Source organism: Ruegeria sp. O11, from assembly GCF_056535285.1.
Window position 1 is genome coordinate 17,559 of sequence record NZ_JBQERS010000020.1, and the last position, 26,709, is coordinate 44,267.

Annotated in this window: 22 protein-coding genes; 8 read left to right on the forward strand and 14 right to left on the reverse strand. The window is 54.6% G+C overall.

From position 1 onward, the window contains the following. Nucleotides 1–48: 48 nt before the first annotated feature. Together ACRZ91_RS20925 and ACRZ91_RS20930 are read right to left on the reverse strand one after the other, a co-directional pair. Nucleotides 49–1,509, reverse strand: a complete 1,461-nt coding sequence (locus ACRZ91_RS20925; RefSeq protein WP_480908340.1) for an aldehyde dehydrogenase family protein — start codon at nt 1,507–1,509, stop codon at nt 49–51. Beyond that, entirely contained in the window at nt 1,510–2,532 is a 1,023-nt protein-coding gene (locus ACRZ91_RS20930) for a succinylglutamate desuccinylase/aspartoacylase family protein (RefSeq protein WP_480908342.1), read from the reverse strand. It abuts the gene before it with no gap. A 125-nt stretch (nt 2,533–2,657) separates the two neighbouring features. On the opposite strand from ACRZ91_RS20930, the gene ACRZ91_RS20935 reads away from it, so the two are divergent. From ACRZ91_RS20935 to ACRZ91_RS20945, 3 genes are read left to right on the forward strand one after another with little or no spacing between them, the layout of a single operon-like run. Then, a complete protein-coding gene (locus tag ACRZ91_RS20935) occupies nt 2,658–3,752 on the forward strand; it encodes a pyridoxal phosphate-dependent aminotransferase (protein WP_480715800.1) in 1,095 nt (364 codons plus the stop codon). Continuing rightward, on the forward strand, nt 3,752–4,300 hold the full coding sequence (locus ACRZ91_RS20940; RefSeq protein WP_170544048.1) for a decarboxylase: 549 nt from the start codon (nt 3,752–3,754) through the stop codon (nt 4,298–4,300). The genes ACRZ91_RS20935 and ACRZ91_RS20940 overlap by 1 nt, the downstream gene beginning before the upstream one ends. Continuing rightward, nucleotides 4,297–4,869 carry a thiamine pyrophosphate-dependent enzyme gene (locus tag ACRZ91_RS20945; protein WP_480908345.1) on the forward strand — a complete coding sequence of 191 codons (573 nt, stop codon included), beginning with the start codon at nt 4,297–4,299 and terminating at the stop codon, nt 4,867–4,869. The genes ACRZ91_RS20940 and ACRZ91_RS20945 overlap by 4 nt, the downstream gene beginning before the upstream one ends. Here the strand turns inward: ACRZ91_RS20945 and ACRZ91_RS20950 are convergent. The 5 genes from ACRZ91_RS20950 to ACRZ91_RS20970 all read right to left on the reverse strand — a co-directional run bounded on the left by ACRZ91_RS20950 (nt 4,856) and on the right by ACRZ91_RS20970 (nt 10,537). Beyond that, a complete protein-coding gene (locus ACRZ91_RS20950) occupies nt 4,856–5,746 on the reverse strand; it encodes a LysR substrate-binding domain-containing protein (protein ID WP_480908347.1) in 891 nt (296 codons plus the stop codon). The genes ACRZ91_RS20945 and ACRZ91_RS20950 overlap by 14 nt on opposite strands. Nucleotides 5,747–5,815: 69 nt before the next feature. Beyond that, a complete protein-coding gene (locus ACRZ91_RS20955; protein WP_029621947.1) occupies nt 5,816–6,397 on the reverse strand; it encodes a helix-turn-helix domain-containing protein in 582 nt (193 codons plus the stop codon). Between the two features lie 173 nt (nt 6,398–6,570). Continuing rightward, nucleotides 6,571–7,350: a carnitinyl-CoA dehydratase gene (locus ACRZ91_RS20960; RefSeq protein WP_480908349.1), complete on the reverse strand. Its 780-nt coding sequence runs from the start codon at nt 7,348–7,350 to the stop codon at nt 6,571–6,573. A 3-nt stretch (nt 7,351–7,353) separates the two neighbouring features. Then, nucleotides 7,354–9,369, reverse strand: a complete 2,016-nt coding sequence (locus ACRZ91_RS20965; protein WP_480908351.1) for an acetate--CoA ligase family protein — start codon at nt 9,367–9,369, stop codon at nt 7,354–7,356. Between the two features lie 7 nt (nt 9,370–9,376). Then, nucleotides 9,377–10,537, reverse strand: a complete 1,161-nt coding sequence (locus ACRZ91_RS20970) for an acyl-CoA dehydrogenase family protein (protein WP_480908353.1) — start codon at nt 10,535–10,537, stop codon at nt 9,377–9,379. Between the two features lie 96 nt (nt 10,538–10,633). Between ACRZ91_RS20970 and ACRZ91_RS20975 the strand changes: the two genes are divergently transcribed. Continuing rightward, nucleotides 10,634–11,551 carry a GlxA family transcriptional regulator gene (locus ACRZ91_RS20975; RefSeq protein ID WP_480908355.1) on the forward strand — a complete coding sequence of 306 codons (918 nt, stop codon included), beginning with the start codon at nt 10,634–10,636 and terminating at the stop codon, nt 11,549–11,551. Nucleotides 11,552–11,559: 8 nt separating this feature from the next. Here ACRZ91_RS20975 and ACRZ91_RS20980 read toward each other — a convergent pair whose 3' ends face one another. From ACRZ91_RS20980 to ACRZ91_RS20990, 3 genes are all read right to left on the reverse strand, one after another. After that, nucleotides 11,560–13,995: a GcvT family protein gene (locus ACRZ91_RS20980; protein ID WP_480908357.1), complete on the reverse strand. Its 2,436-nt coding sequence runs from the start codon at nt 13,993–13,995 to the stop codon at nt 11,560–11,562. A 132-nt stretch (nt 13,996–14,127) separates the two neighbouring features. Beyond that, entirely contained in the window at nt 14,128–14,307 is a 180-nt protein-coding gene (locus ACRZ91_RS20985) for a hypothetical protein (protein ID WP_480908359.1), read from the reverse strand. A gap of 128 nt (nt 14,308–14,435) precedes the next feature. Then, nucleotides 14,436–15,410 (reverse strand): LysR family transcriptional regulator, encoded by a 975-nt coding sequence (locus ACRZ91_RS20990; protein ID WP_480908361.1) that lies wholly within the window; start codon nt 15,408–15,410, stop codon nt 14,436–14,438. Nucleotides 15,411–15,687: 277 nt separating this feature from the next. On the opposite strand from ACRZ91_RS20990, the gene ACRZ91_RS20995 reads away from it, so the two are divergent. Next, entirely contained in the window at nt 15,688–17,376 is a 1,689-nt protein-coding gene (locus ACRZ91_RS20995; protein WP_480908363.1) for a Na/Pi cotransporter family protein, read from the forward strand. Between the two features lie 69 nt (nt 17,377–17,445). Here ACRZ91_RS20995 and ACRZ91_RS21000 read toward each other — a convergent pair whose 3' ends face one another. Then, the gene (locus ACRZ91_RS21000) at nt 17,446–18,423 is read right to left on the reverse strand and encodes a LysR family transcriptional regulator (RefSeq protein WP_480908365.1); all 978 of its coding nucleotides are present in this window, start codon (nt 18,421–18,423) and stop codon (nt 17,446–17,448) included. Nucleotides 18,424–18,598: 175 nt separating this feature from the next. Here ACRZ91_RS21000 and ACRZ91_RS21005 point away from each other — a divergent pair, with 175 nt between their 5' ends. The 3 genes from ACRZ91_RS21005 (at nt 18,599) to ACRZ91_RS21015 (ending at nt 21,761) form a co-directional block, all read left to right on the forward strand. Continuing rightward, nucleotides 18,599–19,594: a taurine ABC transporter substrate-binding protein gene (locus ACRZ91_RS21005; RefSeq protein WP_010441535.1), complete on the forward strand. Its 996-nt coding sequence runs from the start codon at nt 18,599–18,601 to the stop codon at nt 19,592–19,594. Nucleotides 19,595–19,692: 98 nt separating this feature from the next. Beyond that, complete coding sequence (locus ACRZ91_RS21010; RefSeq protein WP_010441534.1) at nt 19,693–20,499, forward strand: taurine ABC transporter ATP-binding protein; 807 nt, start codon at nt 19,693–19,695, stop codon at nt 20,497–20,499. After that, on the forward strand, nt 20,496–21,761 hold the full coding sequence (locus ACRZ91_RS21015) for an ABC transporter permease subunit (protein WP_170544074.1): 1,266 nt from the start codon (nt 20,496–20,498) through the stop codon (nt 21,759–21,761). The genes ACRZ91_RS21010 and ACRZ91_RS21015 overlap by 4 nt, the downstream gene beginning before the upstream one ends. A gap of 616 nt (nt 21,762–22,377) precedes the next feature. Here ACRZ91_RS21015 and ACRZ91_RS21020 read toward each other — a convergent pair. From ACRZ91_RS21020 to ACRZ91_RS21030, 3 genes are all read right to left on the reverse strand, one after another. Beyond that, the gene (locus ACRZ91_RS21020) at nt 22,378–23,304 is read right to left on the reverse strand and encodes a carbohydrate kinase family protein (protein WP_480908368.1); all 927 of its coding nucleotides are present in this window, start codon (nt 23,302–23,304) and stop codon (nt 22,378–22,380) included. 38 nt (nt 23,305–23,342) lie between these two features. Further along, nucleotides 23,343–25,199, reverse strand: a complete 1,857-nt coding sequence (locus ACRZ91_RS21025) for a family 1 glycosylhydrolase (protein ID WP_480908369.1) — start codon at nt 25,197–25,199, stop codon at nt 23,343–23,345. Between the two features lie 67 nt (nt 25,200–25,266). Further along, nucleotides 25,267–26,709: beta-galactosidase (locus tag ACRZ91_RS21030; RefSeq protein ID WP_480908371.1), on the reverse strand; the 1,443-nt coding region annotated here is incomplete at its 5' end.

Below are 26,709 nucleotides of genomic sequence, written 5' to 3' on the forward strand. Positions count from 1 at the left end.
ATTATTTCTTCGCAATTCTGCGTCCTGCCAATTTTTCGGCCAACACAATTAAAGGAACGGGTTGGATACAGGTGTTGTTCCGGTCCAGATTGACTTGACCTGCAGGAAATCGGTGATTGCGCCCGGCCCCAGTTCCCGCCCATATCCCGACAGTTTGACGCCACCGATCGGGCTACCTGGATCAACGCTGCGGTAGTGGTTGATGTAAACGGTGCCCGCACATATCGCTTCGGCAACTCGGGCGGCTTTCGCTGCATCCGTGGTCCAAACCCCAGCGGACAGTCCATAGTCGCTGTCATTAGCGAGCGCGATGGCTTCGTCCTCGGATTCAAAGGTGGTGATTGAAAGCACAGGGCCGAAAACCTCTTCTCGCCAGATCTGCATGTCCGGAGAGACCTGATCAAAGATCGTTGGCCCGACATAGTAGCCGCCAATCCCTTTCACTGCTTGGGTGCCGTCCAGCAGGCAATTGGCGCCGTCTGCCTTTGCTTGTTCGATCATCGCAGTAACCTTTCTCAGATGCGGCTCATTGGCGAGCGGTGCAATCTGAGTGTTCGCGTCAAATGGGTCGCCTGGTTTCAGTGAACGGGATCGTTCCAGCAGTCGCGAGATCATTGCGTCTTTGATCCGGGCTTCGACAATTAGCCTAGAACCTGCGACACAAGTCTGGCCATTTGACAGGAAAATGCCTGACATCACCCCGTTGATCGTCGAATCCAGATCACAATCGGCGAACACAACCTGAGGCGACTTGCCGCCCAGCTCGAGCGTTGTGGGCACGACTTGACCCGCGGCAGCCTGAGCGACCTTGCGGCCACCGATATCTGAGCCGGTGAAACTTACTTTGCGTGTCAACGGATGCCGAACAAGTGCCTCGCCAACTTCGTGGCCCCATCCCGTCACCACGTTCAACACACCCGGTGGAAGACCCGCCTCGCAAACAAGTCGGGCGAATTCCAGGGTTGAGGCTGACGCCATTTCCGACGGTTTGACCACAACCGTGTTTCCCGCGGCCAGAGCCGGAGCCAGCTTCCATGCCAGGATCATCAGGGGCGAGTTCCATGGTGTAATTGCGACCACCACACCGTAGGGCGACCAGTGTCCTTCGCTTGTGACCCCAAGCGTGGAATTACTCTGCGGAACAGGGGCTAGTTTGCGCGCTTCGGCAGCAAAATGACGATACCAGGTATGCAATCCAGAAAATTGACCACGTACCTCGGTAACGCGCTTGCCATTATCCAGAATCTCCGGGTCAACAAGTTCTTCCCAACGCTCCTCAAGCACATCAGCCATAGCATCAAGCATGTCGGCGCGCCCTGATGCATCTAACTGAGCCCATGGGCTTGTGCGGAATGCAAGGTCGGCATCTCGTATCGCTACATCTGCCTCGGATGTGTCGCACTTGGCGATATGGCTCCAGACCTGTCCGGTTGCAGGGTTGATACTGGGTATGGTGTCCCCTTGCCAATCTATGAACTTGCCTGAAATGAATGGAGTGTAGGATCGCATTCAGTCTCCTTTCGACGCGTTCTGAGCTACCAGCGCCAGCAGATCGCCGCGACACACCATCCCGCGATTGCCATGCGCGAGCACAAATCCGCTGTTGGGAAAATTTAGTTTCAGAGCGGGTCGGCCAGGATTATCGGGAAAACGCAGATGCCCCGCCAAGTCACCCGCCTGAACTTCTTGCCCAGCACAAACATATCGGTCGAATAAGCCATTTTCGGGGGCATAGAGTGAGTCATGCGGGGATGCGATCTCAACCTGCCGCGGGGGTGTTCCAATACCAGAGCTGCCTTCTAGAAGCCCGAGTTCGGTTAGGCAGCGCATCAAACCTGTTTCAGCGGCATCTACAATTTCGGGTGTAATATTGCCGCCACCGCCTAACTCGGTTGCGATCATAGGAACACCTGAGCGCTCTGCTGCTGCGTTGACTGAACGATTGTCATTATGTGCGCCCAATACCCAGATCAGCGGCAATCCGAACGCGCTGGCCAGATCAAGGTTCGCTTTGGTCAGCTTGGGGTCAGCACAGCGCGACGCCAGTGCGCAAGGTGTAAAGACCGAAGCCTTGCCGCCCGAATGCAGGTCGATTACCGCATCAACACGTGGCAGCAGCACTGTTTCCACATAGTGCGCCAACATCGCCGTTGGCCCGCCGTCGGGGTCACCGGGAAAGGCGCGATTAAGATTCTGCCCGTCCAGCGGAGATACGCGAGAGGAGCTGGCGACCGCCGGAGCGTTAAGGGCTGGTATCATGATGATCTGCCCGGCAATCTGTGAGGGGCCTAGACGCTCGGCTAGCCGCAATATTGCAGCGGGGCCTTCGAATTCATCACCATGAGTCCCACCTAGCAGCAGAACCGTCGGGCCGTCAGATCCGCGAAGACTGACGATCGCAATGGGGTGATATCCCAGTGGCACGGTGTTGTCTGACCACTTCAGCATTAAATCCCCGGTCTGTTTGCCCGGAGAATCCAGATTGATGGTTGCATGCACTCTGCTGGGTTGCGTTTGTTTCGCCTCTGCCATGGCAGGTCCTTTGTTCAATATGCTTCCCATATACCATAATATTTTTGCAAGTGAATTGGCATATGAATAATTATGTGTGATATATTGAGTTGAGCAGCGTGATTGATCCGTTTCGAGGAAGCAATATGACCATAGTTCTGGCAAAATCTGGAATCGAAAACATCAAGCCACATATGGTGGGTGCGCCGATAGAAGCCGGGCAACCTGCGACCGTGCTGTTGAATTCCAACGAAAGTGTTTTTGGACCCAGTCCCAATGCGCGTGCGGCGGCGCGCGCCGCCATGAGCGATATTGAGCGCTACCTAGAGAACCCTGATCGTGTTCTTGCGCCCGCTATCGCGCGGCATTTCGATCTGGACGAATCTTGGATAACAACGGGACAAGGTTCGGATGATTTGCTGGCCCGATTGGCCAGAGCCTATTTGGGGCCGGGCACCGAGCTGATCCGAAGCGCAAACGGATATCTAAAAGTTCCAAACTACGTTTACGCAAATGATGCCGATGTAATTTCAGTCGCTGATGACGGCTTCAAGCCCTCGGTTGATCGAATGATTGATGCCGTGACCAATCGAACGCGGATTGTATATCTTGCGAACCCGGAAAACCCCGCTGGAACCTATTTGAACGGATCTGAGGTGAGGCGACTACACGCTGCGTTGCCCAAGGACGTGTTGCTGGTGATTGATGCGGCATACGAAGAATATGTCGACGCCGAAGACTATGAACCAGCGCACAAGCTGGTGGAAGAGGCCAGCAACGTTGTTATGTGCCGGACATTTTCTAAGATCTACGGCTTGGCCGGAGCGCGGGTAGGATGGGTGTTTGGCCCTCCGGATATCCTGGATAGTATTCGTCGTATTGCCTTGACTTTTCCCGTTGCTTCACCTTCGGCGGTTGCTGCGATTGGAGCGCTTGAAGATCGGGCGCACACACGCTTTGTGTTTGATGCCAATCAGCGTGGGCGCAAGTGGCTTTCGTCGGAAATGCAATCGCTGGGTTTGACGATAGTCCCAAGTCAAACCAATTTTCTTTTGGTCCATTTTCCTGATCCAGTGAAATCTGCAGAAGGGGTCGACCTCTTCTTGCGCCGGAATGGTATTGCAGTAAGGCGTTTGGCATCGGCGGCCTACAAGGATTATATTCGCATAACCATTGGGCGGCCCCATGAACTGCAAGCTGTGCGAGATGGTATTGCTGAATTTTTGAATGGGGCGGGCTAATGGGCGGATCACTTCAACCTGCCGCAAGTGCTCGGGATATTGCCTTTCCGTCGGGGGCTGGCATCATCGCCTGCATAAAGCAATCGGATATTCGGGAAATTGTTGCCCTGCCGGATATCGTCACAAGTGACGGCCTACTTTGGCCGATTTCGAAAGATCCCGATTTTCGCCTGACCCGCATCTGTAAAGAAGATGAGGGTGTTAGCATCTGTGGGGCGATGTCATACAACGGCACTCGGGCATTATTGATGATGCAGCAAACCGGGTTGATGGATTCTCTGAACGCCATTCGGGCAATTGGCATGGACTATGAGTTGCCCATCGTCATGATGGTCGGATTGCAGGGAAAAGAGCCCGATGTGCAACCCGACCAATCAGCTTCTTACGGGGTGCGGATTATCCAACCGGTGCTGGATGCGATGGAAATATCGCACTCGCTGATCGAAGAGCCTGAAGATATTGATCATATTCCGCAAGCCGTCGATGAGGCATACAACGCGTCGTGCCCCCATGTATTCCTGATTGGACGGAGCCCGGAGGCAACATGATCATTGACCGTGATGATGCGCTTGCTGCGTTGATACCCCATGTGAATAAACGGGATATCGTTGTGGCCGTATATCAAAGCTGCTTTGATTGGCTGCAACTCAATCCTCGTGACCTGAACTATGTAGCGGTCGGAGCAATGGGTCAGGCCAGTTCGCACGGATTGGGGCTGGCGTTGGCAAATCCAGACAGGCGCGTGATTGTCTTGGATGGTGATGGCAGCCTGTTGATGAATCTGGGTTCTCTGGTCACGATAGCAAACTCAGGCGTAACCAATTTGTATCACTTCGTGGCGGCCAACCGGGTGTATGAGGTGAATGGTGCGCATCCGCTGCCCGGCGCTGATCGGGTAGATTTCGTCGGATTTGCGCGTTCAGCCGGATATGCCGGGTCGCAGGGTTTTCGCGAGCTGAAACTGTTTGCAGACGCGTTACCATATATTCTGAATACGCCGGGCCCTCAGTTTGTTTCGATGGAGATTCAGCCGGGCAAATCCTATCCACGTGACTATGACTATATTCACAGCGCAAAGGCGCGAAAAAGCTTTCGGGATGCGCTCAATCGGAGCTAAGCGCGTCCTTCGCTATTTCGAGAAAGATATTTGCAACAGCGGATAGTGGTCTGTTGTTGGACCAGAAAAGCACTGTTTGAAAATTTAGCGGTGCAGCAAACGGCAGTACAGCGCATCCTGGAACGGTTTCGGAAAGGCCTTTGGACATTCCAACAATCGACACTCCAAGCCCTCGCGCAACAAGACGACAGACGCCATCCGTAGTTCGAGTTTCATATTTTAGGCTACGCGAAATCGATTTGGCATCGAAAAAGCGGTCGACCTCGAACCGGAAGCGGGATGACCCCATGTAGGATATAAAACTCTCATCCGCCAAATCTCGTGCGTGAATGACGGATTTGTCTTCTAGCCGGTGGCCCTTGGGCAAGACGCAGTATACATCGTCATCCGACAGCATCAGGCTGTTAAAAGATGGGTTAGACGGGACGCTGGACGTAATCCCAAAATCAAAACTCTGCGATACCAGCCATTCCACTGAATCGTCATTGGCCTCAAATTCCAACCGCGCCATAGCCTCGGGGCAGGCCAATGCGAATAAGCTGATCAGATCAGGGGCCAGTTGCGTTGCGAAGGCTGGGGTGGTCACCAGGCTTAGCCGCGCGTGTCCAAAACTGCCGATCGCTGTCGCCGCCTGCTTGATATGTTCCATACCGCTGACGGCTTGGCGCACTTCCTGTACAAGCAGCCGCGCTTCGTCTGTTGGAACCAGGACCCTTCCTGAGCGTTGAAACAGAGCAAATCCGACTTCAGCCTCAAGATCTGCGATTAGCCGACTAACTGCAGGTTGCGAAATGCCCAGCATTGTCGCGGCTTCTGTTACAGATCCGGTCGATACCACGGATCGAAATGCATCGACCTGTCGAAAGGTAATTTTCATTCTCTAGGTCTTTTCACTCCCGGGTCACTTAGGCAAGGGTTCAGGCACGGTGGCGCCAGCAGATGGTCATTACTGTGGCCGGGTTGAAACGGTAATGAACTCGATCTCGTCCGATAGGATTTCGTGTACTCCGTGTGGTAGTTTGGCGTCAAAGCTAAGCGTGTCGCCCGTCGCCATCAGAAATTCTTCGGCACCGCACAAATACCGGGCACGCCCTTCGATCATATAAATGAATACGTGTCCCTCGTGTTGGTATTTGGGCAAGGTGTTTTGGTCTTGCTTAGAAATACGGATGCGCGCGGATTGAAAGGACCCGCCCGGCCCGCTGTGCTTACCCAGTGTCAGGTAGTCATGTGCGTGGTCATGCGTAATCCGCCGTGACGGCAACCCTGTGCCTGCGGGAACATGGTGAACGTCTGCCGTGTGCTCGGAATGGCTAAACAACGCCATCAGAGATACCGACAAGGCATCGGCCAAAGCCTGCAATGTGCCAAGAGAAGGCGAAACGTGGCCGTTCTCGATTCTGCTGATCATCGCCGTCGACAGGTTTGCCTGAGTTGCCAGTTCTGTGACGGTCAGGTTTCGCTCTTGCCGCAGTCTTTGCAGAGTGCGACCGATCTCCAGTTCAGTCTCTGATTTTTTGTCCTGCATCAGGTCACGTTGATCCCAAATATATGCATAAAGCAATTTGTGACCTGATTTTCAGGCGTGTAAAGTATGATCTACTCAAAAATTGAGCTGACTTTGATGAACTAGCTCGACCTGTGTGATCAAGGGCTGTTCTTCTCGGATTCATTTACGTAGTTAGAAAACGAATGGGTTTGTTATTTCCCTTTCCAGACCGGGTCGCGCTTCTCAGCGAAGGCCCTTGCGCCTTCAAGCTGATCTTCACTGGAGTAAAGTACATCTACCGTACGCAACTGCCGTTTGGTGATGCGGTTCATCGCATCCTGAAACTTGCTGTCTTCGGCTTCGCGCACAACTTCTTTGATCGCTGCATAGACAAGTGGTGGACCCGAGGCGAGCAGGCGCGCAAGCTCCCAAGCGCGATCCATGAGCTGATCGGAAGGCAAAATCTCATTGACCAATCCCCAGCGGTGGCCTTCTTCGGCATCGAACCAGCGACCTGTCAGAAGCAATTCCATTGCGATGTGATAGGGGATGCGTTTAGGCAGTTTGACGCTGGCGGCATCCGCGACGGTGCCAGACCTGATTTCAGGCAAGGCAAAGGTAGCGTGTTCTGCGGCCAGAATCATGTCAGCTGAAATCGCAAGTTCCAACCCACCCCCGCATGCAATTCCATTGACGGCGGCGATGACTGGCTTGTTGAGGTCGCGCAGTTCCTGAAGCCCTCCGAAACCACCCACACCATAATCCCCATCCACCGCGTCGCCGTCGGCGGCCGCTTTCAGGTCCCAGCCAGGGCAAAAAAACTTTTCGCCTGCACCAGTCAGAATGGCGACGCGCAATTCGGGCTCATCGCGAAACTCAGCAAAGACCTGCCCCATGACGCGGCTGGTGGCCAGATCGATGGCGTTGGCCTTTGGGCGGTCCAGAGTAACCTCAAGGATTGCGCCCTCGCGGCGGGTCTTGATCGGGTCCATATCTCAGGCCTTTCTGATTAGGGCATCCACTGCAACCGCGCGGGTCGGCGTGCAAAGAAGCGGGTTGATTTCGACCTCGCCGAGCGTATCGGCATTGTGCACGACATAGCTCTGAACGGCCAGAACAGCGGCAATGATCTCATCCATATCAGCGGCTGGTTGGCCGCGATAGCCGGCCAGAAGCGGGGCGATCTTTAGCGCGTCGAGCGCGCCACGAATATCATCGGGCGTCGTCGGTATCAGCAGCGAAGCGGTATCACGCAAGATCTCGGTCAGGACACCACCCGCGCCGAGGGTCAGAACAAACCCATGGGCGGGATCGCGCACGACGCCGACCAGCAGTTCAGCCACGGTTCCCGAGATCATCTCTTCGATCAGGATCTCGTCGGTTCCGATTTCTGCGGCAACTTTCGGCACGTCAGAGGCCTGAACTCCCAGTCTCACGGCGGCGTGTTCGGACTTATGGGCAAGTCCGACGCCCTTGACGGCGAAAGGTGCGGTCATCTCGTGCGTCGCGCATTGGGCTTCTTCTGCACTCCGAACCGAACGGTTCTGGGGCACACGCAGGCCATGTCCTGTAAGTGCCTGCTTGGCGTCCGCTTCGGTCAAAGTTCGTTTGGCTTCCAGGTCGCCTGGCAAGCAGATTGGTTCGTGCGAAGGCGCACTGATCTGACCCGCGGCCCGAGTAGCAGCGAGAGTTTCACTTAAGCCCATGAACGGAACCACTTCACCCGCCATCAAGGTTTGCGCGACATCCTCTGGCAGCAGCTCGGGCAAGGTCGCCGCCACAGCAAATCGTGCGCCGGTTTCTTCCCGCACCTTGAGTGCCGCGTTCGTTGCACAAGCCCAATCCGTCAAGTCGGTGGTTGGATAGTCGACGATCGAGATGGTCAGATCGATATCGTCCCCGGTCATCCCGGCCCAGGCGCTCGCCATTGCTGCTTCGTCGCGCCAGACATAGGTGTGATAGTCGAGCGGATTGTTCAGCGCGACCATCGGACCAAGCGCATCGCGCAATCGGGTTTCTTTATCTTCGCTCAGTTTGGGAAAGCTGAGGCCTGTGCCAACTGCCATATCCGCGATCAGGCTTGCCTCGCCTCCGGAACAGCTGATCGATGCAATGTTGGCTCCTGTTAACGGTCCGTAGCAGTGCAGCAATTTCAGCGTTTCTAAAAACTCTGGGAGAGACTGTAGTCGTGGGATGCCCAACCGGTTCAGCAAAGCCTGCGCGCCCGCGTCGCTGCCTGCCAGTGAAGCGGTATGTGACACAGTCGCTGCCTGCGCCTGTTCAGACGCACCAACCTTCAGCGCGATCAGGGGAACGCTTTTCTCAAAAGCCTTGGCGGCAAGGGCTTCCCATTCGCGGACATCCTTGAAGCCTTCGATATGCAGACCTACTGCAGTGACCCGCGGGTCATCGATCAGCGCTGCGGCGATCTCTGCCTGGCTGGTTTGTGCCATGTTTCCACAGGTCACCATGTAGGCAATGGGCAAGGCACGGCGCTGCATGGTCAGGTTGATCGAGATGTTTGAGCTTTGGGTCAGAATGGCGACGCCGCGCTCAACGGGAACTGCTCCATGTTGGTCAGGCCATAACAGCGCCCCGTCCAACGCGTTGATAAAGCCATAACAGTTTGGCCCCAGAATGGGCATGGAACCAGCCACTTTGATCAACTCTGATTGCAAGTCTCCACCCGTATCATCCTCGGCCACAGCTTCCGAGAATCCGGATGCAAAGCAAACTGCACCACCGCTGCCCATTTCGGACAAAATCTGTACCGCCTCAATCGTGGCGTGTCGATTGATGCCCACAAAGGCGGCATCCGGGGCGGAGGGCAGGTCCTCAAGCCGCGCGCAGGCTTTGTACCCCGCGAGTTCAGCCACCTTGGGGTGGATGGGCCAGATGTCCCCGGCATACCCCATGAGTTGGGATTGCTGGATAACCTGCTGGCACCACGCACCACCTCCGATGACCGCTATGGATTTCGGGCGCAGAAGGCGAGAGATATCCTTGCTCATCTACGCCTCAGGCACCCAGTGGCCGTAGCAGATCGCGGCTGATGATGTGGCGTTGAATTTCGCTTGTGCCGTCCCAGATACGTTCGACCCGCGCATCCCTCCAGAACCGTTCGATCGGGAAATCGTCCATCAGCCCCATCCCGCCATAGATCTGCAGCGTGGTATCCGTCACCCGCGCCAGCATTTCCGAGGCGTAGACTTTGGCCGACGCAATCTCGCGGTTTGAAGGCAAGTCCTGATCCAGTCGCCATGCGGCCGAGAGTGTCAGCCAATCGGCGGCGTCGATCTCGGTGATCATATCGGCGATCTGAAAGCTAACACCCTGAAACTTGCCGATTGGTTGGCCAAACTGCTTGCGTTCAGCGGCGTAATTCAGCGCGTAATCAAAACAGCGCCGCGCCCGTCCGACTGAGAAGGCAGCGACCGTCAGGCGCGTCGCGTAAAGCCATTCGTTCATCACGGCGAAACCGCCATCAACCTCACCTAAAACCTGTGCGTCTGGCAGGCGGCAACTGTCGAAGTACAGGATATAATTCTTGTAGCCCTTGTGGCTTACCGAATTGTACCCCTCGCGCACCTCAAAACCCGGCGTACCCCGATCCACAAGGAATGTCGTGATACGCTTTTTGGGGCCTTTCGGGGTTTCATCCACACCTGTTGCGATGAACACGATGAAGAAATCCGCGTGTTCTGCGCCTGATATGAAGTGTTTCGAACCGTTTACGACCCAGTCGCCGCCATCGCGTACCGCCTGGCATTTCATACCTCGGACATCCGAACCCGCATCGGGTTCGGTCATCGCCAGCGCGTCCATTTTTTCACCGCGTACAGCGGGCAACAGATAGCGTTCACGCTGCTCGTCATTACACGCCATCAGAATGTTCTGCGGGCGACCGAAGAAATGGGTCAATGCCATGGACCCGCGACCCAGTTCGCGCTCAACCAGAGTGAAGTCGAGATGCGACAGACCTGCACCGCCCACTTCTTCAGGGAAGTTGCAGGCATAAAATCCCAGATCGATGCACTTCTGCTTGATCTGTTCGCCCAATTCGGGCGGGACTTGGCCGGTCCGTTCGACCTCGGCCTCATGCGGATAGATCTCATTCTCGACAAAACTGCGCACGGTCGAGACGATCATGTCCTGTTCTTCGGATAAGCCAAATTGCATAACGCGGTTCCCCTGATGCCTGATTGGGAATGAAACGGCATTGTCTGGGCCCATGACATGCACTAATCGTAGTTCATCATGCAGAGTTAGAAAAAATTGACTCAGACCTACAACTTTTTGCTGTTCGATGGTTTCTCGAACCTGTGCCTTGCCAACATGGTTGAGCCGCTGCGCGCCGCGAACACTTTGGCGGGGCAGCATCTCTATGCCTGGCAATTCTATTCGCCTGACGGTGCACCTGTGGAAAGTTCCAGTGGGTTACAGGTGGCACCTCACGGTGCCATCGGGGCTGCAATGGGCGATGCTCTGATCGTCATGCCGTCATATGGATATCTGGAGCATTCCGTTTCCGAAACGTTGCGCGCTTTGCGTCGTGCGGCAAGTCGACATTCTCGGCTGGCTGGCCTGGATACCGGAAGTTGGTTGCTTGCAGATGCAGGACTGTTGGACGGGTATCGCGCAACCATTCACTGGGATGAATTATCGCGGTTCGAAGAGGCGTTTCCAGACGTCGATGCCCTGCAAGAGCGCTTTGTGATCGACCGCAACCGGATCACCTGTTCCGGCGCTATGGCTGCGTATGATCTGGCCACGGCGTTGATCCTTGCGGATCACGGGCCGCTGTTGTCGATGGAGGTGGCGCATCTTCTGATGAACCGCGGTGAACCTAGCGCTGCTTCACCACAGATGAAATCCGAAGACAGGCTTGTGAATCGGGTGCTGGGCGTCATGCAGGGCACATTGGATGCGCCGGTATTGATAAAGGATATCGCGCGCCAGCTTGGGTGTTCTCAGAAGAAGATTGAAACCCGGGTTTTGGCCGAGCTGGGCGTAACACCGCAGGCGCTCTATCGTCGCTTGCGTCTGAATCTGGCGCGCAAACTTGCGGTAGAGACCCAGCAATCCGTGGCCGAAATCGCCAGCCGCTGCGGGTATGAAAACCCCAGTGCCATGACGCGTGCGTTCCGGGCTCAATTCGGGCAGACACCAACTACCTATCGGAACGGCGGGTAGCTTCCGGATCAGCTTCGCACGCGTGAGAGGTCTGGGTCATAGAGGGAAGGTGCAATCACCTCGGCACCGATCATTTCTCCGCACAGGTCAAGCTGCATTCGGCTGCCGGGTTCGGAAAATTCTGGATTCAAAAAGCCGTAAGCAAGGTTTAACCCTGTTCGGTGGCCCCAGTCACCTGACGTGATGGTACCAACAACCACGCCGTCCAACATCAGCGAAGCGCCACCATGTGCAGGTGCGATGGTTGTTTCGATTTTCAGGCTTACCAGTTTCTTTTGCGGACCGTTCTCAAGGCGTCCCTGCAACGCGTTTCGGCCAATGAAATCGCATTTGGTCAGTTTTACGAACCGATCCAAACCCGTCTCGAACGGATCAAATTCTGTCAGCAGATCAGCTTTCCAGTGCAAGAACCCTTTCTCCATCCGCATGGACTCGACGGCGCGAGCACCAAAGAGTTTCATGCCATGTGTCTCACCTGCTTTTCTGAGCGCCAGATAGGCCGCATATAGCGAGGCGTTCGGGACATGTATCTCGTAGGCCAATTCCCCTGAGAAACTGATATTCAACACGGTTGCTGGTGCGAACCCGACAAAGCACTCTCGAACAGACAGCCAGGGGAAGGCTTCTCGTGACCAATCTCCTCGTGCACAAGCGGACAACACGTCGCGCGATTTGGGTCCGGCTAGCACCAGAATGGTCTGATCATTGGTGAGCGAGCGGATTTGCACGTCTTCGCCATCATGCAGATGCGCCTGCAGCCAGTCCATATCGTGATATTCGCTGGCGGCGGCGGACCCGTACCAAACCCGCGCCGGGCCGCGATCGCTGGCGGGCAGGTTGGCGATTGTGGCCTCGGCTTTGATCATCCCGTGGTGATTCAGCAGATAGCCAAGGCCGACCCGCCCGTCGCGTTTCGTCACCGTGCCGCACATCATCCGATCCAGAAACTCATGCCGATCGGTTCCGGTGATTTCCAGACGGTTGAATCCGTTAACTTCGGCCAGTCCGACATTTTCCTGAAGGTTTTTGATTTCCCTTGCGACGACGTCAAACGTCTCATCAAAACTGAAACTCAGTGTTGGGTGAAAGTCAGAGGCAGGCTTGATGTAGTCGACCCGCTCCCAGCCGTTGACCACTGTAAATTCGGCCCCTTCTGCTGCGAAGATCGGGGTTAGCGGCGTGGTTTTGGCAGGGCGGCCGGCAGGCCGGTGTTCGTGAGGAAAATGAAAGCGGAATTCATTTTGGTAGTCCTCGATTGCTTTCAACGCGGTCAGCTCCACATTGGTGTGGCCGGAAAACCGGCGCGGATCAAGGCACCACGTGTCATAACAGGCCTCGCCATGAACGATCTGTTGGGCCAGCAGCGAGCCATGGCCACCCCCTTCGCCCAGACCTGCACGCAGGCCGATGATGCAGAAAGCGTTGCGCTTGCCGGGGATTGGCCCGACCAATGGCGCACCATCAATCGTGTAGGTGATCGGACCATTCACCACGGTGTGGATGCCGACCTCCATCAGTGCGGGCATCCGGGCAAACGCACCTTCCAGGACATCCGTCACGCGGTCCAGATCGTCAGGGCACAACGCGTTGACAAAATTCGGATCGATCCCGTCCATGCCCCAGGTTTTGCAATCCTGCTCATAGAAGCCGACCAGCAAACCGTTCTTTTCCTGACGGCAATAATAGTCACTGATCGGACAGCGGAGCAGGGGCATGCGATGACCTGCGTCGCGGATCGCTGCGATCTCTTCTGTCAGGAAATACTGATGCTCCATCGAGGCAACGGGGTGGTGTACACCCATCATCGCGCCCACTTCGTTGACCCGATAGCCGCAAGCGTTAACCACTATATCGCAATCAATATCGCCGTGTTGGGTGTGCACCGTCCACGTATCGTCCTTGTGCTGCGTCAGCCCGGTGACCGGAGTGTTGCGATAAACCTCGGCCCCGGCTTTGCGCGCACGGCGTGCCAGAGCTTGGCACAGCTGAGCCGGATCGATGTCGCCATCAAGCGGATCCCACAGCCCACCCAATAGGTTATCAGTCGAGATCAGCGGGTGGCGGTGGGCGCACTCCTCGGCATCTATGACCTCAAAATGCACATCCATTCCGCGCGCCATGGAAGCAAAGTGGCGATACCCCTGCATCTGCTCCGGCGTGTTGGCTAGCCTGATACCGCCGTCGCCATGATGGTAGTTGATCGGGTAGTCTGGATCCTCGGCCAATTCCTTGTACAGATTGATCGAGTGCGTTTTCAGTCCAACCATAGTCTGATTCATGCCAAAATTGGTCACCTGCGCAGCCGAATGCCAGGTTGTGCCGCTGGTTAGTTCGTTGCGTTCAACCAGTACTACGTCAGTCCAACCCTCTTGGGTCAGATGATACAGTGTCGAACACCCAGCGATACCGCCGCCAATGACAACAACCTTGGTACGCGATTTCATGGCATCAACCTCCGGCTAGTTTTTTTTGGGATTAGCGCGATCTGCGGTGTGGATCACAAGCGCTGCGACCTTTTTGATCACAAAATCGGAAATAAAAAAGCAAAATATCGCAATAAACTGCATGTGATCAACTTAAGTGACCAGCATTATGTTGAATCGCTCAACCTCTTGCACCCCGAGGATCACATGGGCTTTTTCACTAACGATATGGTGCAGGGCATGAAGCGCATTTCCACCGCCAAGGGGCGAGATCGCCTCTTTCGTTCGCTCGCAGACCGGGGCGATCCATGGCATGGGCAGAGAACGGAACATTAAAGGCCCGAATGCGGGCACCCAGGGGCGTAAGAGATTTGCAGGCCATTCTCACCGCTTGCCGATCCGTCGATCAGGATGGGCATATCCGGGAACAAACTAATATCTCTGAAGAGCTTGGGTCGGTTTTATTCAATCAATTTGAAACTGTCTGCCAGCCAAGGGATCTCTGCGCACAGCGGAGCGATGATACGGTTGCTGATCAGTGATCGTGTTTTATCTTCCACCAATACAACAACGGATCTGGAGCAATCTGGCGTCGTGACCAGCGCCAGAGTGCGCGCAAAGCTTTTACCTGGAAACGGGTGCATACGCAGGTCGGCTTGAAACCGTTTCGCCCGCGAATACAGCAGTGGGGTTGTAATGGTCCAACCAGCACCGGCTGACACCATCGACATCAGCGTCTGGTTATTGCTGCATTCAAATCTGTGAGAGGCTGATATCCCTATCCGCCGTAGTTGAGCTTCTATCTGACGCGCGATGTAAAGGTTGCTGGAAAACCTCAGGAACGGAAGTTTAGTGCGGCCTTTGACAATATCGCTCAAAGGCGCCTCGTTGGCCCTGGGCAATATGATGACAAATGGATCACTTAGAAGCGGACGATCTTGCAGATCACGTAACCTTTCGCTGGGTGTGGTGGATATTCCCAGGTCCAACTGTCGATCTCGCAACATCTCGATAATCGAATGGCTGGAATCTGTGTGATACATGAAATTGCAGGCAGGCATGCTCGATGACAGGTAAACGGCCAGTTCCGGTATAATGTCGCTGTCAAAATCTTCGATGGTCCCCAATCGAAGATGGCTGGCTTCGGATACGCTTCCTGCCGACGCCTCAGCCTTTGCAATCCGGATCAACTGTAATGCATCGTCAATGTTTCGTAGAAAAGCCTTTCCTTTTGGGGTCAGAACCATTGGTCTGCGCGAGTGATTGAACAGTTCAACCCCCAGATGGTCTTCGAGATTACGCAGATGGTGCGACACTGTGCTGACAGTAAGACCTGTTTCTTTCGCCGCTGCTTGCATCGATCCTTTTTGAGCGCAAATCTGAAACAGTTCCAACCATTTGAGACTAAGATCTTTGGGGGCAGATTGGCGCGGCATTTTAAATCCTATAGATACAGGCATACCTGCGAATAGTTAAGCGGCTCATGCGAACATTGATATCAAATTATCGAAATCTGGCACCCGTTTCTCAAATACCAAACGCTGATTTGAAAATCTGCAATGCGACTTGCAATTGGTCTGCCCTGCCAAATACATTTGTACTTCGACGCCAGTCGCTAGATGTCGTATCGCCACCATTGTTTGCCTCGTTTGTGCTTGAATTTCATAGAATTTGGACGTTAAACAGGCCGATGCAGCAGAAAGACCGCACCGCATGGCAATACTAGTATTTCTTACTCAACTGGCCGGAGCCACAATGCTCTTGCTGTTTGCGGTTCGAATGGTCCGAACAGGGATCGAGCGGAGTTACGGCGCCTCGTTCCAGCGTGTGCTGACACGAAACAACAGCATGATGGGTTCCAGCCTGACGGGGATGCTTTTGGCAGTTGTTCTACAGAGCTCGGCTGCTGTGGCGCTGTTGGCCTCAGGGTTCGCGGCGGGCGGATATCTGGCTTTTCCGGCGGGTCTGGCAATTGTTTTGGGAGGTGACCTTGGTTCCGCCCTTGTGATTCAGATACTGTCATTCCGTCTTGACTGGCTCGTACCGCTACTATTGGCCATCGGTGGTTGGTTATTTGTCAAAACCGAACGAAAGCGGCCACGTCAGATCGGTCGAATTCTGATGGGTGTCGCCTTTATTTTGATTTCTCTGCGGTTTTTGCGTGAAGCAATGGACCCGATCCGGGACAGCGCGTTCTTACCTGCAATTGCTGACTATCTCGTGCGCGATTATGTGACTGCATTCATTGTCGGAGGTGCGCTGGCCTTTGTCATGCACAGTTCAGTTGCGGCCATTTTGATGTGCGTCACGCTCGTCCAGATAGGTGCATTGCCGTTTTCTGCCGGATTGTCATTGGTGCTAGGCGCAAATTTGGGCAGCGCGCTCATACCAGTTTGGTTGACGCGTGGGATGGATATACGTGCCCGGCGCATTCCTTACGCAAATCTTGCGCTTCGCGGGGTCTGGGCCGTGCTATGCCTGTTTGCCGCGAACTTGGCTTTGCGCGCTGGGATGATCGGCAGCGACTATCAGGGACAGATGCTGGTCAATGCGCATTTGGCGTTCAATGCTTCGCTCCTGATCTTGTCTTTACCCTTCTGCGGAATGTTGCAGGCTCCGTTCATGCGGCTGCTACCGGATGAAAAACCAGTCGTAGAAGCCAACCCGCTCGCTCGGCCCGCAAGCGCCCTTGATCCACAAGTGGCGGGGTCTCCAACCCTGGCGATCTCGGCCCTCAAACGCGAGCTGGTTCGAATGGCTGATCTTGTGCAGTTGATGTTCAGCCCCTTGCTGGGGCTCTACCGATCTGGTGAACCCGAGCGGATCAAGGCAATTCAGGCTATAGATCAGGATGTTAACCAATGCTTGACAGATATCCGGGCATTTGTCGCAGCATTGCCTGCGGACAAGATGGATTCGAAAAACTCTGATGCAGCCCGCGATATGCTGGAATATGCAGTCCGGTTGGAAACGGCAGGCGACGTGGTGGCAAAGCGCCTGACGGTGCTGGCCGGTGAATTGCGGGAAACAGGAAAACAGTTTTCGCCAGAGGGATGGTCGGAAGTGCAACAGATGCACGAGAAAATACTGGCCAATCTGAAACTGGCGACAAACGTCATTATTTCGGAAGATCTGGAAAGTGCACGGCTTCTGAACTTGGAAAAGACTGAGATCAAGCGTGCCGAACGTGACAGCAGAAAACGTCATTTCCGCCGTTTGCAAAATGGCATGGCAGAAAGCTTCGAAACCAGCGATGTGCATCTCGAGACTTTGCGAGCGCTTCGTGAATTCAATAGTCATATCGCCGCTATTTCGACGCCGATCCTCTACTCCAGCGGTCAGTTGCTTGAGACAAGGTTGATCGAAGAATTGCCCCCCCGTGAGCAAGAGGCTGAAACCTAGCGGGTACATGACGGCTCCAACGTCTGCCGTGCAGTAACATCCGTCGGCTAAGCTCGTATGACGAGGCGTTTACAATTCGGCCGGAGTGGGGATTGTTCGGAAATCATCTTCCAACCACTGGAACCGCGATATCATAGGTTCGGTGACGTGTTGACGGATCAGCTTTTGCAATACGTTGTGGATCAACTGGGTCGTCGATGACGGATATACATCCGTTGTAAATAACGACACGGTGCGGGCAAAACTTTTGCCGGGAAAAGGCATCGCCCGCGTGTTCTTGTGGAAGCGACGCGCACGATAGTAGCTGGCGGCGGTTGTGATGGTCCAACCACTGCCTCCTGCGACCAACCCGATAATGGATTGATTGCACTCAAGTTCGAAGCGGTTGGGTAAAATTATCTTGCTGCGCGTAAGCTGCATCTCAATAAGCTTGCCGATGGCGAGATCCCGCGAGTATCGCAGAAACGGCAGAGTACTATCCGGGTTTGCAAGGTCTTCAACCGGACCGTCGAAGGCGGGTGGAATTATTACGATGAAGGGATCACGAAGAAGAGGAAACTCTTTCAGCCCCTCGACATGGTAGGAAGGTCGAGTTGCGACTCCAGCATCCAAACCCTGCGATTGAAGCTTGTCGATGATCTCGTGGCTTTGGCGCGTAAAGTGGCGAAAGCTGCATCGCGGCAGCCGAGCCGAAAGAAGAGTAAACAAATCGGGCGCAACACGGCTGTCGAAATCATCTATCAAACCCAAACGCAAATCTGTTGCATGCTGCCAGCTGCCCGAGCGCAGCTCAGCCTCTCCACGTTTCAGAGCCATCAGGCCTTCGTGGACATGTCGGGAGAACACTGTGCCAGCAGGCGTTAATCCCATTGGTCGGCGGCTGTGATCCACTAGTTCCACGTCCAGAGCCCGTTCAAGGCTGCGCAGATGATTTGAAACCGTGCTGATTGACAAACCGGTTTCAACAGACACCTTTTGGATCGACCCCAATTTCGAGACCAGTTGAAAGATTTCAAGCCATCTGAGGCTAAGTGATTTTTTGGTCACTGCAGGCCCTTCCAAAGAACTATTTATCAAAAGCGAAACAAAGTTACGGTTTTTTCGCAACATGTTTTTTGATTTACGAAATTGAGCCTTACCGACTATGGTTTCTCTTACTGATCCGTAGTCGACCATCGGAAATGGTCGAACTGACGGAACCAGCAGGGAGAAAATAATCGAAATGATCAAAAAATATCTGCTTACAACGGCCTATGCCGGGATTGCCGCTGTAACCGCCTCACAAGCCGCAGCGCTTGATGAAATAACGGTTGCGTACTTTTTGGAATGGCCGATGCCGTTCCAGTATGCGAAAGCAAACGGGACCTATGAAGACGAGATGGGGGTTAAGATCAATTGGGTGTCCTTCGACACGGGCACTGCAATGTCTGCCGCCATGGCTTCAGGCGACGTTCAGATCGCGGTCAGCCAGGGTGTACCGCCTTTTGTCGTAGCCACGTCTGCCGGTCAGGATCTGCAGGCCGTGGATGTCGCGGTAAGCTATTCGGACAATGACAATTGTGTCGTCGCTGAAGCGCTTGAAATCGACAAGACAAATGCAGGTGAGCTGAATGGCAAGAAGGTTGGCGTTCCGATTGGGACCGCCGCGCATTATGGCTTCTTGTCACAGATGGACCATTTTGGCGTCGATCTAAGCTCGCTGGAAATTGTCGATATGGCTCCTGCCGATGGGGCAGCCGCCTTTGCTCAAGGCAACCTGGACATGGTGTGCGGCTGGGGTGGTGCGCTGCGGCGCATGACCGAGCACGGCAATATCTTGCTGACTGGTGCTGAGAAGGAAGAGCTTGGCATTCTTGTTTTCGATGTGACCAGTGCTCCGTCTTCCTTCATCGAAGAAGAACCGGAACTACTCTCGAAGTTTCTCAAAGTGACCGCAGACGCCAATGCGCAATGGGCCGCTGGGGACAACAAGGATGATATGTTGGCAGTCATCGCCAAGGATGCAGGTATGGATCCAAGCGATGCTGCAGCAACGATCGCTACATTCAGTTTCCCGACAGCCGAAGAGCAATTGTCGGACAAATGGCTAGGTGGTGGTGCTCAAGACTTTATGAAGGGCGTCGCAAACGTCTTTGTATCAGCGGGTAGCATCGATTCCGCGCTGGATTCCTATGAAGGTGCTGTGAATGCAGATCCGCTGAGCTCAGCCTCAAACTGAGATCGGGACGAACATTCGACAACTAAAATAATGCAGATCGCTGGGGACTGGTCCGGTTGCGGGCCGGTCCCCAGATGCAACAGCAGGAAGGAAACAGAATGCCTGAATTGGACATCGTAGACCTGTCCATGCGTTTTGACTTGCCTAACGGTACTTCAGTGCAGGCGCTCCAGGACGTATCGCTTAGTCTGAAAGAAGGTGAACTGGTCTCGGTTCTTGGCCCATCAGGATGCGGCAAGACAACTTTGCTGAACATTGTTGCGGGCTTTCTTGCGCCGACCTCAGGGCGCATTGAGCTGAATGGGCATTTGGTCAAAGGTCCGGATGCGGAACGCGGAATGGTTTTTCAAAAAGGCGCCCTATTCGAGTGGATGAACGTGCGCGAGAATGTGGATTTCGGTCCACGTATGAAGGGCATGCCAAAAGCGGAACGAGACAAGATATCGGATCATTTGCTTGAGGTCGTGGGCCTACAGGATTTCAAAGAAAAGGCTGTTTACGAATTGTCTGGGGGTATGCAGCAGCGTGTCGCACTGGCGCGATGCCTGGCAAACGAGCCCGATGTGATCCTGATGGATGAACCGCTTGGTGCTTTGGACGCGTTGACACGTGAAAAAATGCAGGGCCTGGTTCTGAAGCTATGGAAAGAAACTGGTAAGACAATCATTCTGATCACCCACTCGGTGGAAGAAGCCCTGTTGTTGGGTGAGCGGCTGATCGTTATGGCCCCGCGCCCTGGACGAATTCACAAGGAATATAATCTACCATTTGCCGAACGAGGTGTGAACGCTGATCTTCGTGACGTGAAAAAGTCCGAGGGCTTTGCGGAAACGCGCGACGAAATCCTTTCGATGATTTGGGAAATGGAAGAGGAAATCATGGGCCGGACGGAGCAAGCATCATGATGGTACTTCTTTTTTATATCGGCCTGTTCGGCGGCGCATTTCTGATCGTGCATCTGCTGCGCAGGGGTTTGCAAAGCCGTCAGGACTTTACGAGCCTCAAAACTGTGACGTTTGGCGATGAAAGTGCTGTACGCGCAGACCGGGCAGCGTCGATTATATCGATCCTTGTGATCTTTGTGATTTGGGCCGCGTTTACCGGTTCAAAATTGCTGCCTATCCATGTCCCTGGCCCCTTTGTCGGGGATTTGCAGTTTACGTACACAGTCGAGGACGCAAACGGCAACACAGATGATGCCACGATCTATGTAAAGGTTCCCCCTTTTGGAGAGGAGGCGGAGGGCTTTGAAGTTGAGCCTGGTGACGGCTTTGCCAAGGATGTCGCCTTTGTCGCGCCCAGCGGTCGTTCCTCGACCATCTTGTTCGACAAAAATGATGAGGTGAAGCGTAAAGATGGCGCGAAGATCATCGCCATCAATGGCACGGCGATTGGTGAGGATGGTTCTGTTAGCGTGGGCGACGGCACAGTATCACTGACCGGAAAAGGCGCGATCAGCTTCACTCCGGCGCAGGGTATGCAGATGAACCCGATCTGGTTGCCGGCACCCGAGACCGTTGTCGCGCGCTTCTTCGAGATCGCCAGCGAAGGCTATCAGAACTTCTCGCTTTGGCAGCATCTTGGTTGGTCGTTGTTGCGGGTTATCGCGGGCTTTGTCGCCGGGGCGCTCATCGGCATTCCGCTCGGATACGCCATGGGATTGTCTGGCTGGTTCCGGGGCTGGTTTGACCCAATCGTAGAGTTCATGCGTCCGGTTCCGCCATTGGCGCTGATCCCGTTGGTCATCATCTGGTTTGGCATCTGGGAGACCGGCAAGATCGTCCTGCTGTTCCTAGCTGCGCTTTGGATCATGACTATTGCTGCACGTGCAGGTGTGTCTGGTGTGAACATCTCAAAAATCCACGCGGCATACTCGCTGGGGGCGTCGAAGTGGCAGATCATGCGCCATGTGATTGTACCCAACTCGTTGCCCGAGATATTCACCGGCGCACGCGTCGCCATGGGTGTATGCTGGGGTACTGTTGTGGCGGCCGAACTTGTCGCGGCACAGAAAGGGGCTGGTATGATGATCATCGCGGCCTCGAAATTCCAGCTGACGGATATTGTCATCATGGGCATCGTGCTTATCGGCATCATCGGCTATGGCATCGATATCCTGATGCGCAAGGCTGAAAACTGGCTGGTTCCGTGGAAAGGCCGGAGCTGACCTTCATCACCGAAGTCAGCTTTTGCTGAATTAACAACTAAGCTGCCTCCGAATAATATTGGGGGCAGCTCTTTATTTGAAGCTGGTCTCTTGCCTTGTGTTGGTTGGCAGCAAGGCACTTCTTTGTTTCCATATCCAAAGAAAGTCCGATGTTAGATAGCGTGAGGATCTAGCTGCGCGCTCTCAGGGGAGTAAAATGTGGCAAGCACTTCATGGCGTATTGCGATATCGGTGTCGGGATATTGGCGGACGCCGATGCACGGTTTCTGGATGGTCTGATCTCAAGGCTGAAGAGAGTCTTGACCAATTGGTTAACGGGTGAGGCCGCACCAATCATACTTGGCTGGATCATGTTGGTGCTCTGTCGCTTCAGCCGATCGGGTTCTCAGCGTCGCCAGCGTGCCTGCAGGCCACAATCTGTCTCATCTCGTGTACCTCAAACCTAGCGCCAAGATATCCGTAGAGGAATTGAATTGATCCGCAGATAGCTATCTGCTTGGGCAAGACCTGACCGTGTTGCAGTCAAACTGCCAAATTCACTACGTTTGAAGGAGCATAATATTCGCTGAAGGGTGACCTCAAGATGTTTTCCATCACTTCCGGCGTCTGTCCAAAATCAGAGGTCCTGCGCCCAGGGTGGGTTTGCGCCGGCGCGCGAAACGGTCACCGCGGCAACTTTTGCCCCAAACTCCAGCGCGTCACGTAAACTGTTTGACGGCAAGGCGCGCAGGGATGACTTATCTAATTGATCCGCGTGACTTAGTGCGGCCAGAACGCCCGCATTGAATGTATCTCCGGCACCGACGGTATCGACGACTTTAACCTTCTGAACTGGTACCGAGACCTCAGTTCCATCCGCTAGATAGCCGGATGCACCGTCGCCCCCTTTGGTCACGATCACGACAGCAGGACCGGCTTGTAGCAGCAGTGGGACTTTCTCGGCATGGCTTTCGGGACCGGGGATAATCCAATCAAGATCCTCGTCTGATACCTTAATTATGTCAGTCTTGGCGATCATGTGGTTCAGCCGGGTCCGGTATCGGGTCTGATCCTTGATGAATCCCGGACGAATGTTTGGGTCCAGCATTACCGCACGCTCTGCGCCATGGCGTTCAAGCAAGGCAGCGTAGGCATCGGCGCAGGGTTCGCAGGCCAAGCTGATCCCACCAAAATACAATGCCGAGATGCCCGGTAGTTTATTGGGCATATCTTCTGGCCTCAGCATTCGCCCAGCAGAATTCTCATCAACAAAACTGTAGGTGGCATGCCCGTCTTTCAACTGCACAAAAGCCAGCGTCGTTGGACGATCCGAGCGAACAGCATGTGTAGTTGTGACGTGGCTGATTTGTAGGGCGGCTATTAGTTGTTCCCCGAACATATCCGTTGACAAACCTGTCAATAGACCCGTCGAGACACCCAAGCGCCCCAACGCGACCGCGGTATTGAAGATGGCTCCGCCGGAGTGAGGAACAAAACCCTTTGCACCCGAATCCGTTGGTTCTGCGATCATGTCGATCAGAGCTTCTCCGCAGCACAGGATCATCCTGCAGTCCTTCGTTGTTCAGAAAAGGCGTGGTTAGTTTAACGTGCGAGCGCATTCTTACAGAAATTGTTAGCGCCAACAATGCCAAATTCATCTTGTTCCGAAACATACAAGTTCATCGCATTACGCAAATCATCGAAACGTCCGCCAGCGTTAAATGCACGTAGAAAATCCTGACCGAACAACCAACGGTTCTTTTCAGCCACCCCTCCAACTAGAAACACCCCACCTGTAGGCGTCAGGGCGATGGCAAGGTCTCCCATAAGTGCACCCAGATGTTCAGTAAACATACGAGCGGCTTTTACCGCGCAGGCATCAGAGCCATCTTGAGCATCCTGAAGAATGTCTTTTGCCGAACGCATGGCGACATTGAGCTGACCTTCAGTCATCCCAATCGCCTGATAAAGCACCGGCAGCCCGGTGCCGCTTAGAAACATCTCGGCTTCGATGGCCAGCGTATCACTGAAGAAACACTCTGGTACGATCTGACGTGCGGCGTTAAAAACCTCGACCTCATCCAGATGGCGCGGCGATAGACCCATATGGCCCCCCTCGCCAGACAAAGTGTGAAAATGACCCTCGGAGTAGAGCAGGGCGCCTACACCCAATCCTGTCCCCGGCCCGACGACCAAGCGCGTCCCTAGAGGCGGTGACGCCTCACCCTGCAGAACTTCGACATCATTCTGGGTAATTTCGGCAACTGACCAAGCAGCTGCTGTGAAATCGTTTATGACATAGGTGTGGTGCGCGCCTGTGGCTTTGGCCAGAGCGCCCTCAGAGAGATCTAGATTGGCGTTGGTCAGACGAATTGTGCCATTCTTAACGGGTCCTGCACCTGCGGCGACAACCGCGCGCGGTTGGGTGCCAACTTCGTCACATAATTCATGAAGCGCCTCCTGCAGATCGCTGACGGTCCCGGTGGGGTGCTTGCGAAGATCAGTCAGTTCCCCCTCAGTCACGACGCCAAGTCTTGTATTGGTGCCACCGATATCGGCAACAAGGTTCCAATGCGCGTGTAGCCCTCCTTTGGGGCGAACCCATGGCGCAGGCTGGCTGCCAACATTCAGGAGTAGCTGAAGCGCATCGGCTGTGCTGCTACTCTCGCATTCAAAGAAAGCCCCTTGAATCAAGCTGCCCTGTTTCAGAGCGATGTGTATCGCATCCAATCCATAGGTCAGGTCTGAAGCATCATTCGAAGCCACATTGATGAAAACCGGCAATGGCTTTTTGTGTTCAGGAATTATGTTCAGCACGGTGTCAACATCGACGTCCTGACTTACTGTCACGCTGAGCCAGTCAATCGGTTCTGCGATGGTCGCTAAATCATCTGACCAGTTGTCGGGAAGGTAATTCTCCACTCGGTCCAGCAGCACCTCGGGGTACTTCGCGTTCAGAATTGAAGCGAGCAAGACTGGTTCAAGCTCTGCGCCTAGGTTGGTCAAACCATAGCTGCGCATTTCTTGACGAGCAGCGCCTTGAGCAAGCAGTTGATGGTGCAGACTGCGCGCTTCGATGCGTGGGCTGCCTTGGTTTTTTGTAATCAGGCACGAGGTTGAGACCTTGAATAGGCGATCGCCCATCCGCGCCACGATTGTTTCAGCGAAATCCGAGAAATATGCGGCTATTTCTCGATTGCACCAGCCGCCAATGTCTTCCAGTGCTGGGGGTACCTCTGAATGATCTAGCACCACACATGGCCGGAGGTTCAGAGTCAGAATTTGATCGATCCGCTGTTCGCACTGATCCAACGCATCAGTATCAGGTGTGCGACCATCTGGCAGGATATCAATCCAACGGATTGGGGTGCGGTACATATCCAACCCTGTGGCCATTTCAGCAGCGGCATTCGCCCCAAATAGGAAGCCATCGGGAAAGTCTGAACGGGTGTAATTCATTGTCGCAACCTGTTGGAGCCATGTCCTGCGTCATGCCCTCTATCAGGTTATGTTAGCGGTATCTATATTAACGTTGATATGAGCCGTGTTTCCTAAACAGGACATCACAACCTTCGATCTGAAGACCGTTCCACGAAACCGGATGCGCATTGTAATTGATCAATACCTCATGCGACTGCGTCTCGCGCCGTCGTAGTCCAGCAGGCATTGGGTGGAGCACAAGATTGGTGTCCTGAGCAGCCATCGTAATGACCCGATCCCAAAGCACCTCATCCGGGAATCCGGCCAGATACCAAAGCCCCGCTTCACCGTGCAGGGCTGGCGTGCCATCGGTGAATGTTAGCAGGGTCTGGGCTCCACCCGACAAACGTTCAACCCAATGTTCCGACTTGCCACCCCCGTCGACGGTGCGGACCACGCTGGGTGGTAGCGTTTCGATCAGGTCGACGTGAGTATCAAGATAGTCAAGGCCGGGACGCCCTTCGCGAGGGATTTGAAAGTCTTCCGTGATTGCTCCGCTACGCGGACCCAGAATGGCCAGATCACAACCCTGTATCAGCCGCTGTTCCAGATCGCCCAGCACGGCTACGCCCGGTGCGAGGATCAGGTTGTAGTGCTTTTCGCCGACCATAGACGGAGAAAGAAAGTCCACTGACAATCCGGCTCGTCGCAATGCGCGGTAGGCTGAGAACACCAACTTGAAATAGTCGAATCCGGCACCCTGAGGCTGCGTGGACCATGCCCAGTCCGACGCATAGTCGAACACAATCGCTACAGGCGCGCGTGCCGGATGGACCTCGCCCAGTGTAGCCAGATCAATGGCAGTTTGGCGCGCCTCAGCCAATCCGGGTGCGTCGTGGCCATTTGGGGTCATCAGGCCAGCATGCATCTGTTCCTGACCGAACGGTGCTTGTCGCCAGCGGAAGTAGCTAACAACTTCGGCTCCGTGTGCCACGGCCTCAAGCGACCACAGGCGCACCATACCGGGCAGGGGGGCTGGGTTGTATGGGGCCCAATTTACCGGACCCGGTTGTTGCTCCATCACCCACCAGCGGCCATGACCCACAGCGCGGTAGAGGTCGTGGTGAAAGGCCTGCATATCGGGATCGCCCTGCTGCAGAAACGCGGTTTTGTGCGCCTCATCCGCTTCCAGACGATCCGACAGAAAGCCAATCGGATAGCTGTCCCATGTGGCGATATCGAGATCATTCCCGACATCGAAATGATCAAATTCCAGCACGCGACCCATATAATTGTGCAACAATGGTGCATCCGTCAGCGGGCGCAGCGCGTCGACCTGGGCTTTGTTGAACACCACCACCTGATCCGAACTGAACCTGCGAAACGCCAAGACATGCGCTGGGTTCGGCTCGGTCACGGTTTGGTTCGGCAACTCGATCTGATCGAAGCTATTATACTCCATCGACCAGAACACATTGCCCCATGCTGTGTTCAGTGCATCGATCGAGCTGTAGCGATCCGCGAGCCAGCGGCGAAACGCTTTCAAAGC

Coding starts and splice junctions, on each gene's coding strand:
- ACRZ91_RS20925 (WP_480908340.1), bottom strand. CDS start 1,509: ATGCGATCCTACACTCCATTCATTTCAGGCAAGTTCATAGATTGGCAA.
- ACRZ91_RS20930 (WP_480908342.1), bottom strand. CDS start 2,532: ATGGCAGAGGCGAAACAAACGCAACCCAGCAGAGTGCATGCAACCATC.
- ACRZ91_RS20935 (WP_480715800.1), top strand. CDS start 2,658: ATGACCATAGTTCTGGCAAAATCTGGAATCGAAAACATCAAGCCACAT.
- ACRZ91_RS20940 (WP_170544048.1), top strand. CDS start 3,752: ATGGGCGGATCACTTCAACCTGCCGCAAGTGCTCGGGATATTGCCTTT.
- ACRZ91_RS20945 (WP_480908345.1), top strand. CDS start 4,297: ATGATCATTGACCGTGATGATGCGCTTGCTGCGTTGATACCCCATGTG.
- ACRZ91_RS20950 (WP_480908347.1), bottom strand. CDS start 5,746: ATGAAAATTACCTTTCGACAGGTCGATGCATTTCGATCCGTGGTATCG.
- ACRZ91_RS20955 (WP_029621947.1), bottom strand. CDS start 6,397: ATGCAGGACAAAAAATCAGAGACTGAACTGGAGATCGGTCGCACTCTG.
- ACRZ91_RS20960 (WP_480908349.1), bottom strand. CDS start 7,350: ATGGACCCGATCAAGACCCGCCGCGAGGGCGCAATCCTTGAGGTTACT.
- ACRZ91_RS20965 (WP_480908351.1), bottom strand. CDS start 9,369: ATGAGCAAGGATATCTCTCGCCTTCTGCGCCCGAAATCCATAGCGGTC.
- ACRZ91_RS20970 (WP_480908353.1), bottom strand. CDS start 10,537: ATGCAATTTGGCTTATCCGAAGAACAGGACATGATCGTCTCGACCGTG.
- ACRZ91_RS20980 (WP_480908357.1), bottom strand. CDS start 13,995: ATGAAATCGCGTACCAAGGTTGTTGTCATTGGCGGCGGTATCGCTGGG.
- ACRZ91_RS20985 (WP_480908359.1), bottom strand. CDS start 14,307: ATGTTCCGTTCTCTGCCCATGCCATGGATCGCCCCGGTCTGCGAGCGA.
- ACRZ91_RS20990 (WP_480908361.1), bottom strand. CDS start 15,410: ATGCCGCGCCAATCTGCCCCCAAAGATCTTAGTCTCAAATGGTTGGAA.
- ACRZ91_RS20995 (WP_480908363.1), top strand. CDS start 15,688: ATGGCAATACTAGTATTTCTTACTCAACTGGCCGGAGCCACAATGCTC.
- ACRZ91_RS21005 (WP_010441535.1), top strand. CDS start 18,599: ATGATCAAAAAATATCTGCTTACAACGGCCTATGCCGGGATTGCCGCT.
- ACRZ91_RS21010 (WP_010441534.1), top strand. CDS start 19,693: ATGCCTGAATTGGACATCGTAGACCTGTCCATGCGTTTTGACTTGCCT.
- ACRZ91_RS21015 (WP_170544074.1), top strand. CDS start 20,496: ATGATGGTACTTCTTTTTTATATCGGCCTGTTCGGCGGCGCATTTCTG.
- ACRZ91_RS21020 (WP_480908368.1), bottom strand. CDS start 23,304: ATGATCCTGTGCTGCGGAGAAGCTCTGATCGACATGATCGCAGAACCA.
- ACRZ91_RS21025 (WP_480908369.1), bottom strand. CDS start 25,199: ATGAATTACACCCGTTCAGACTTTCCCGATGGCTTCCTATTTGGGGCG.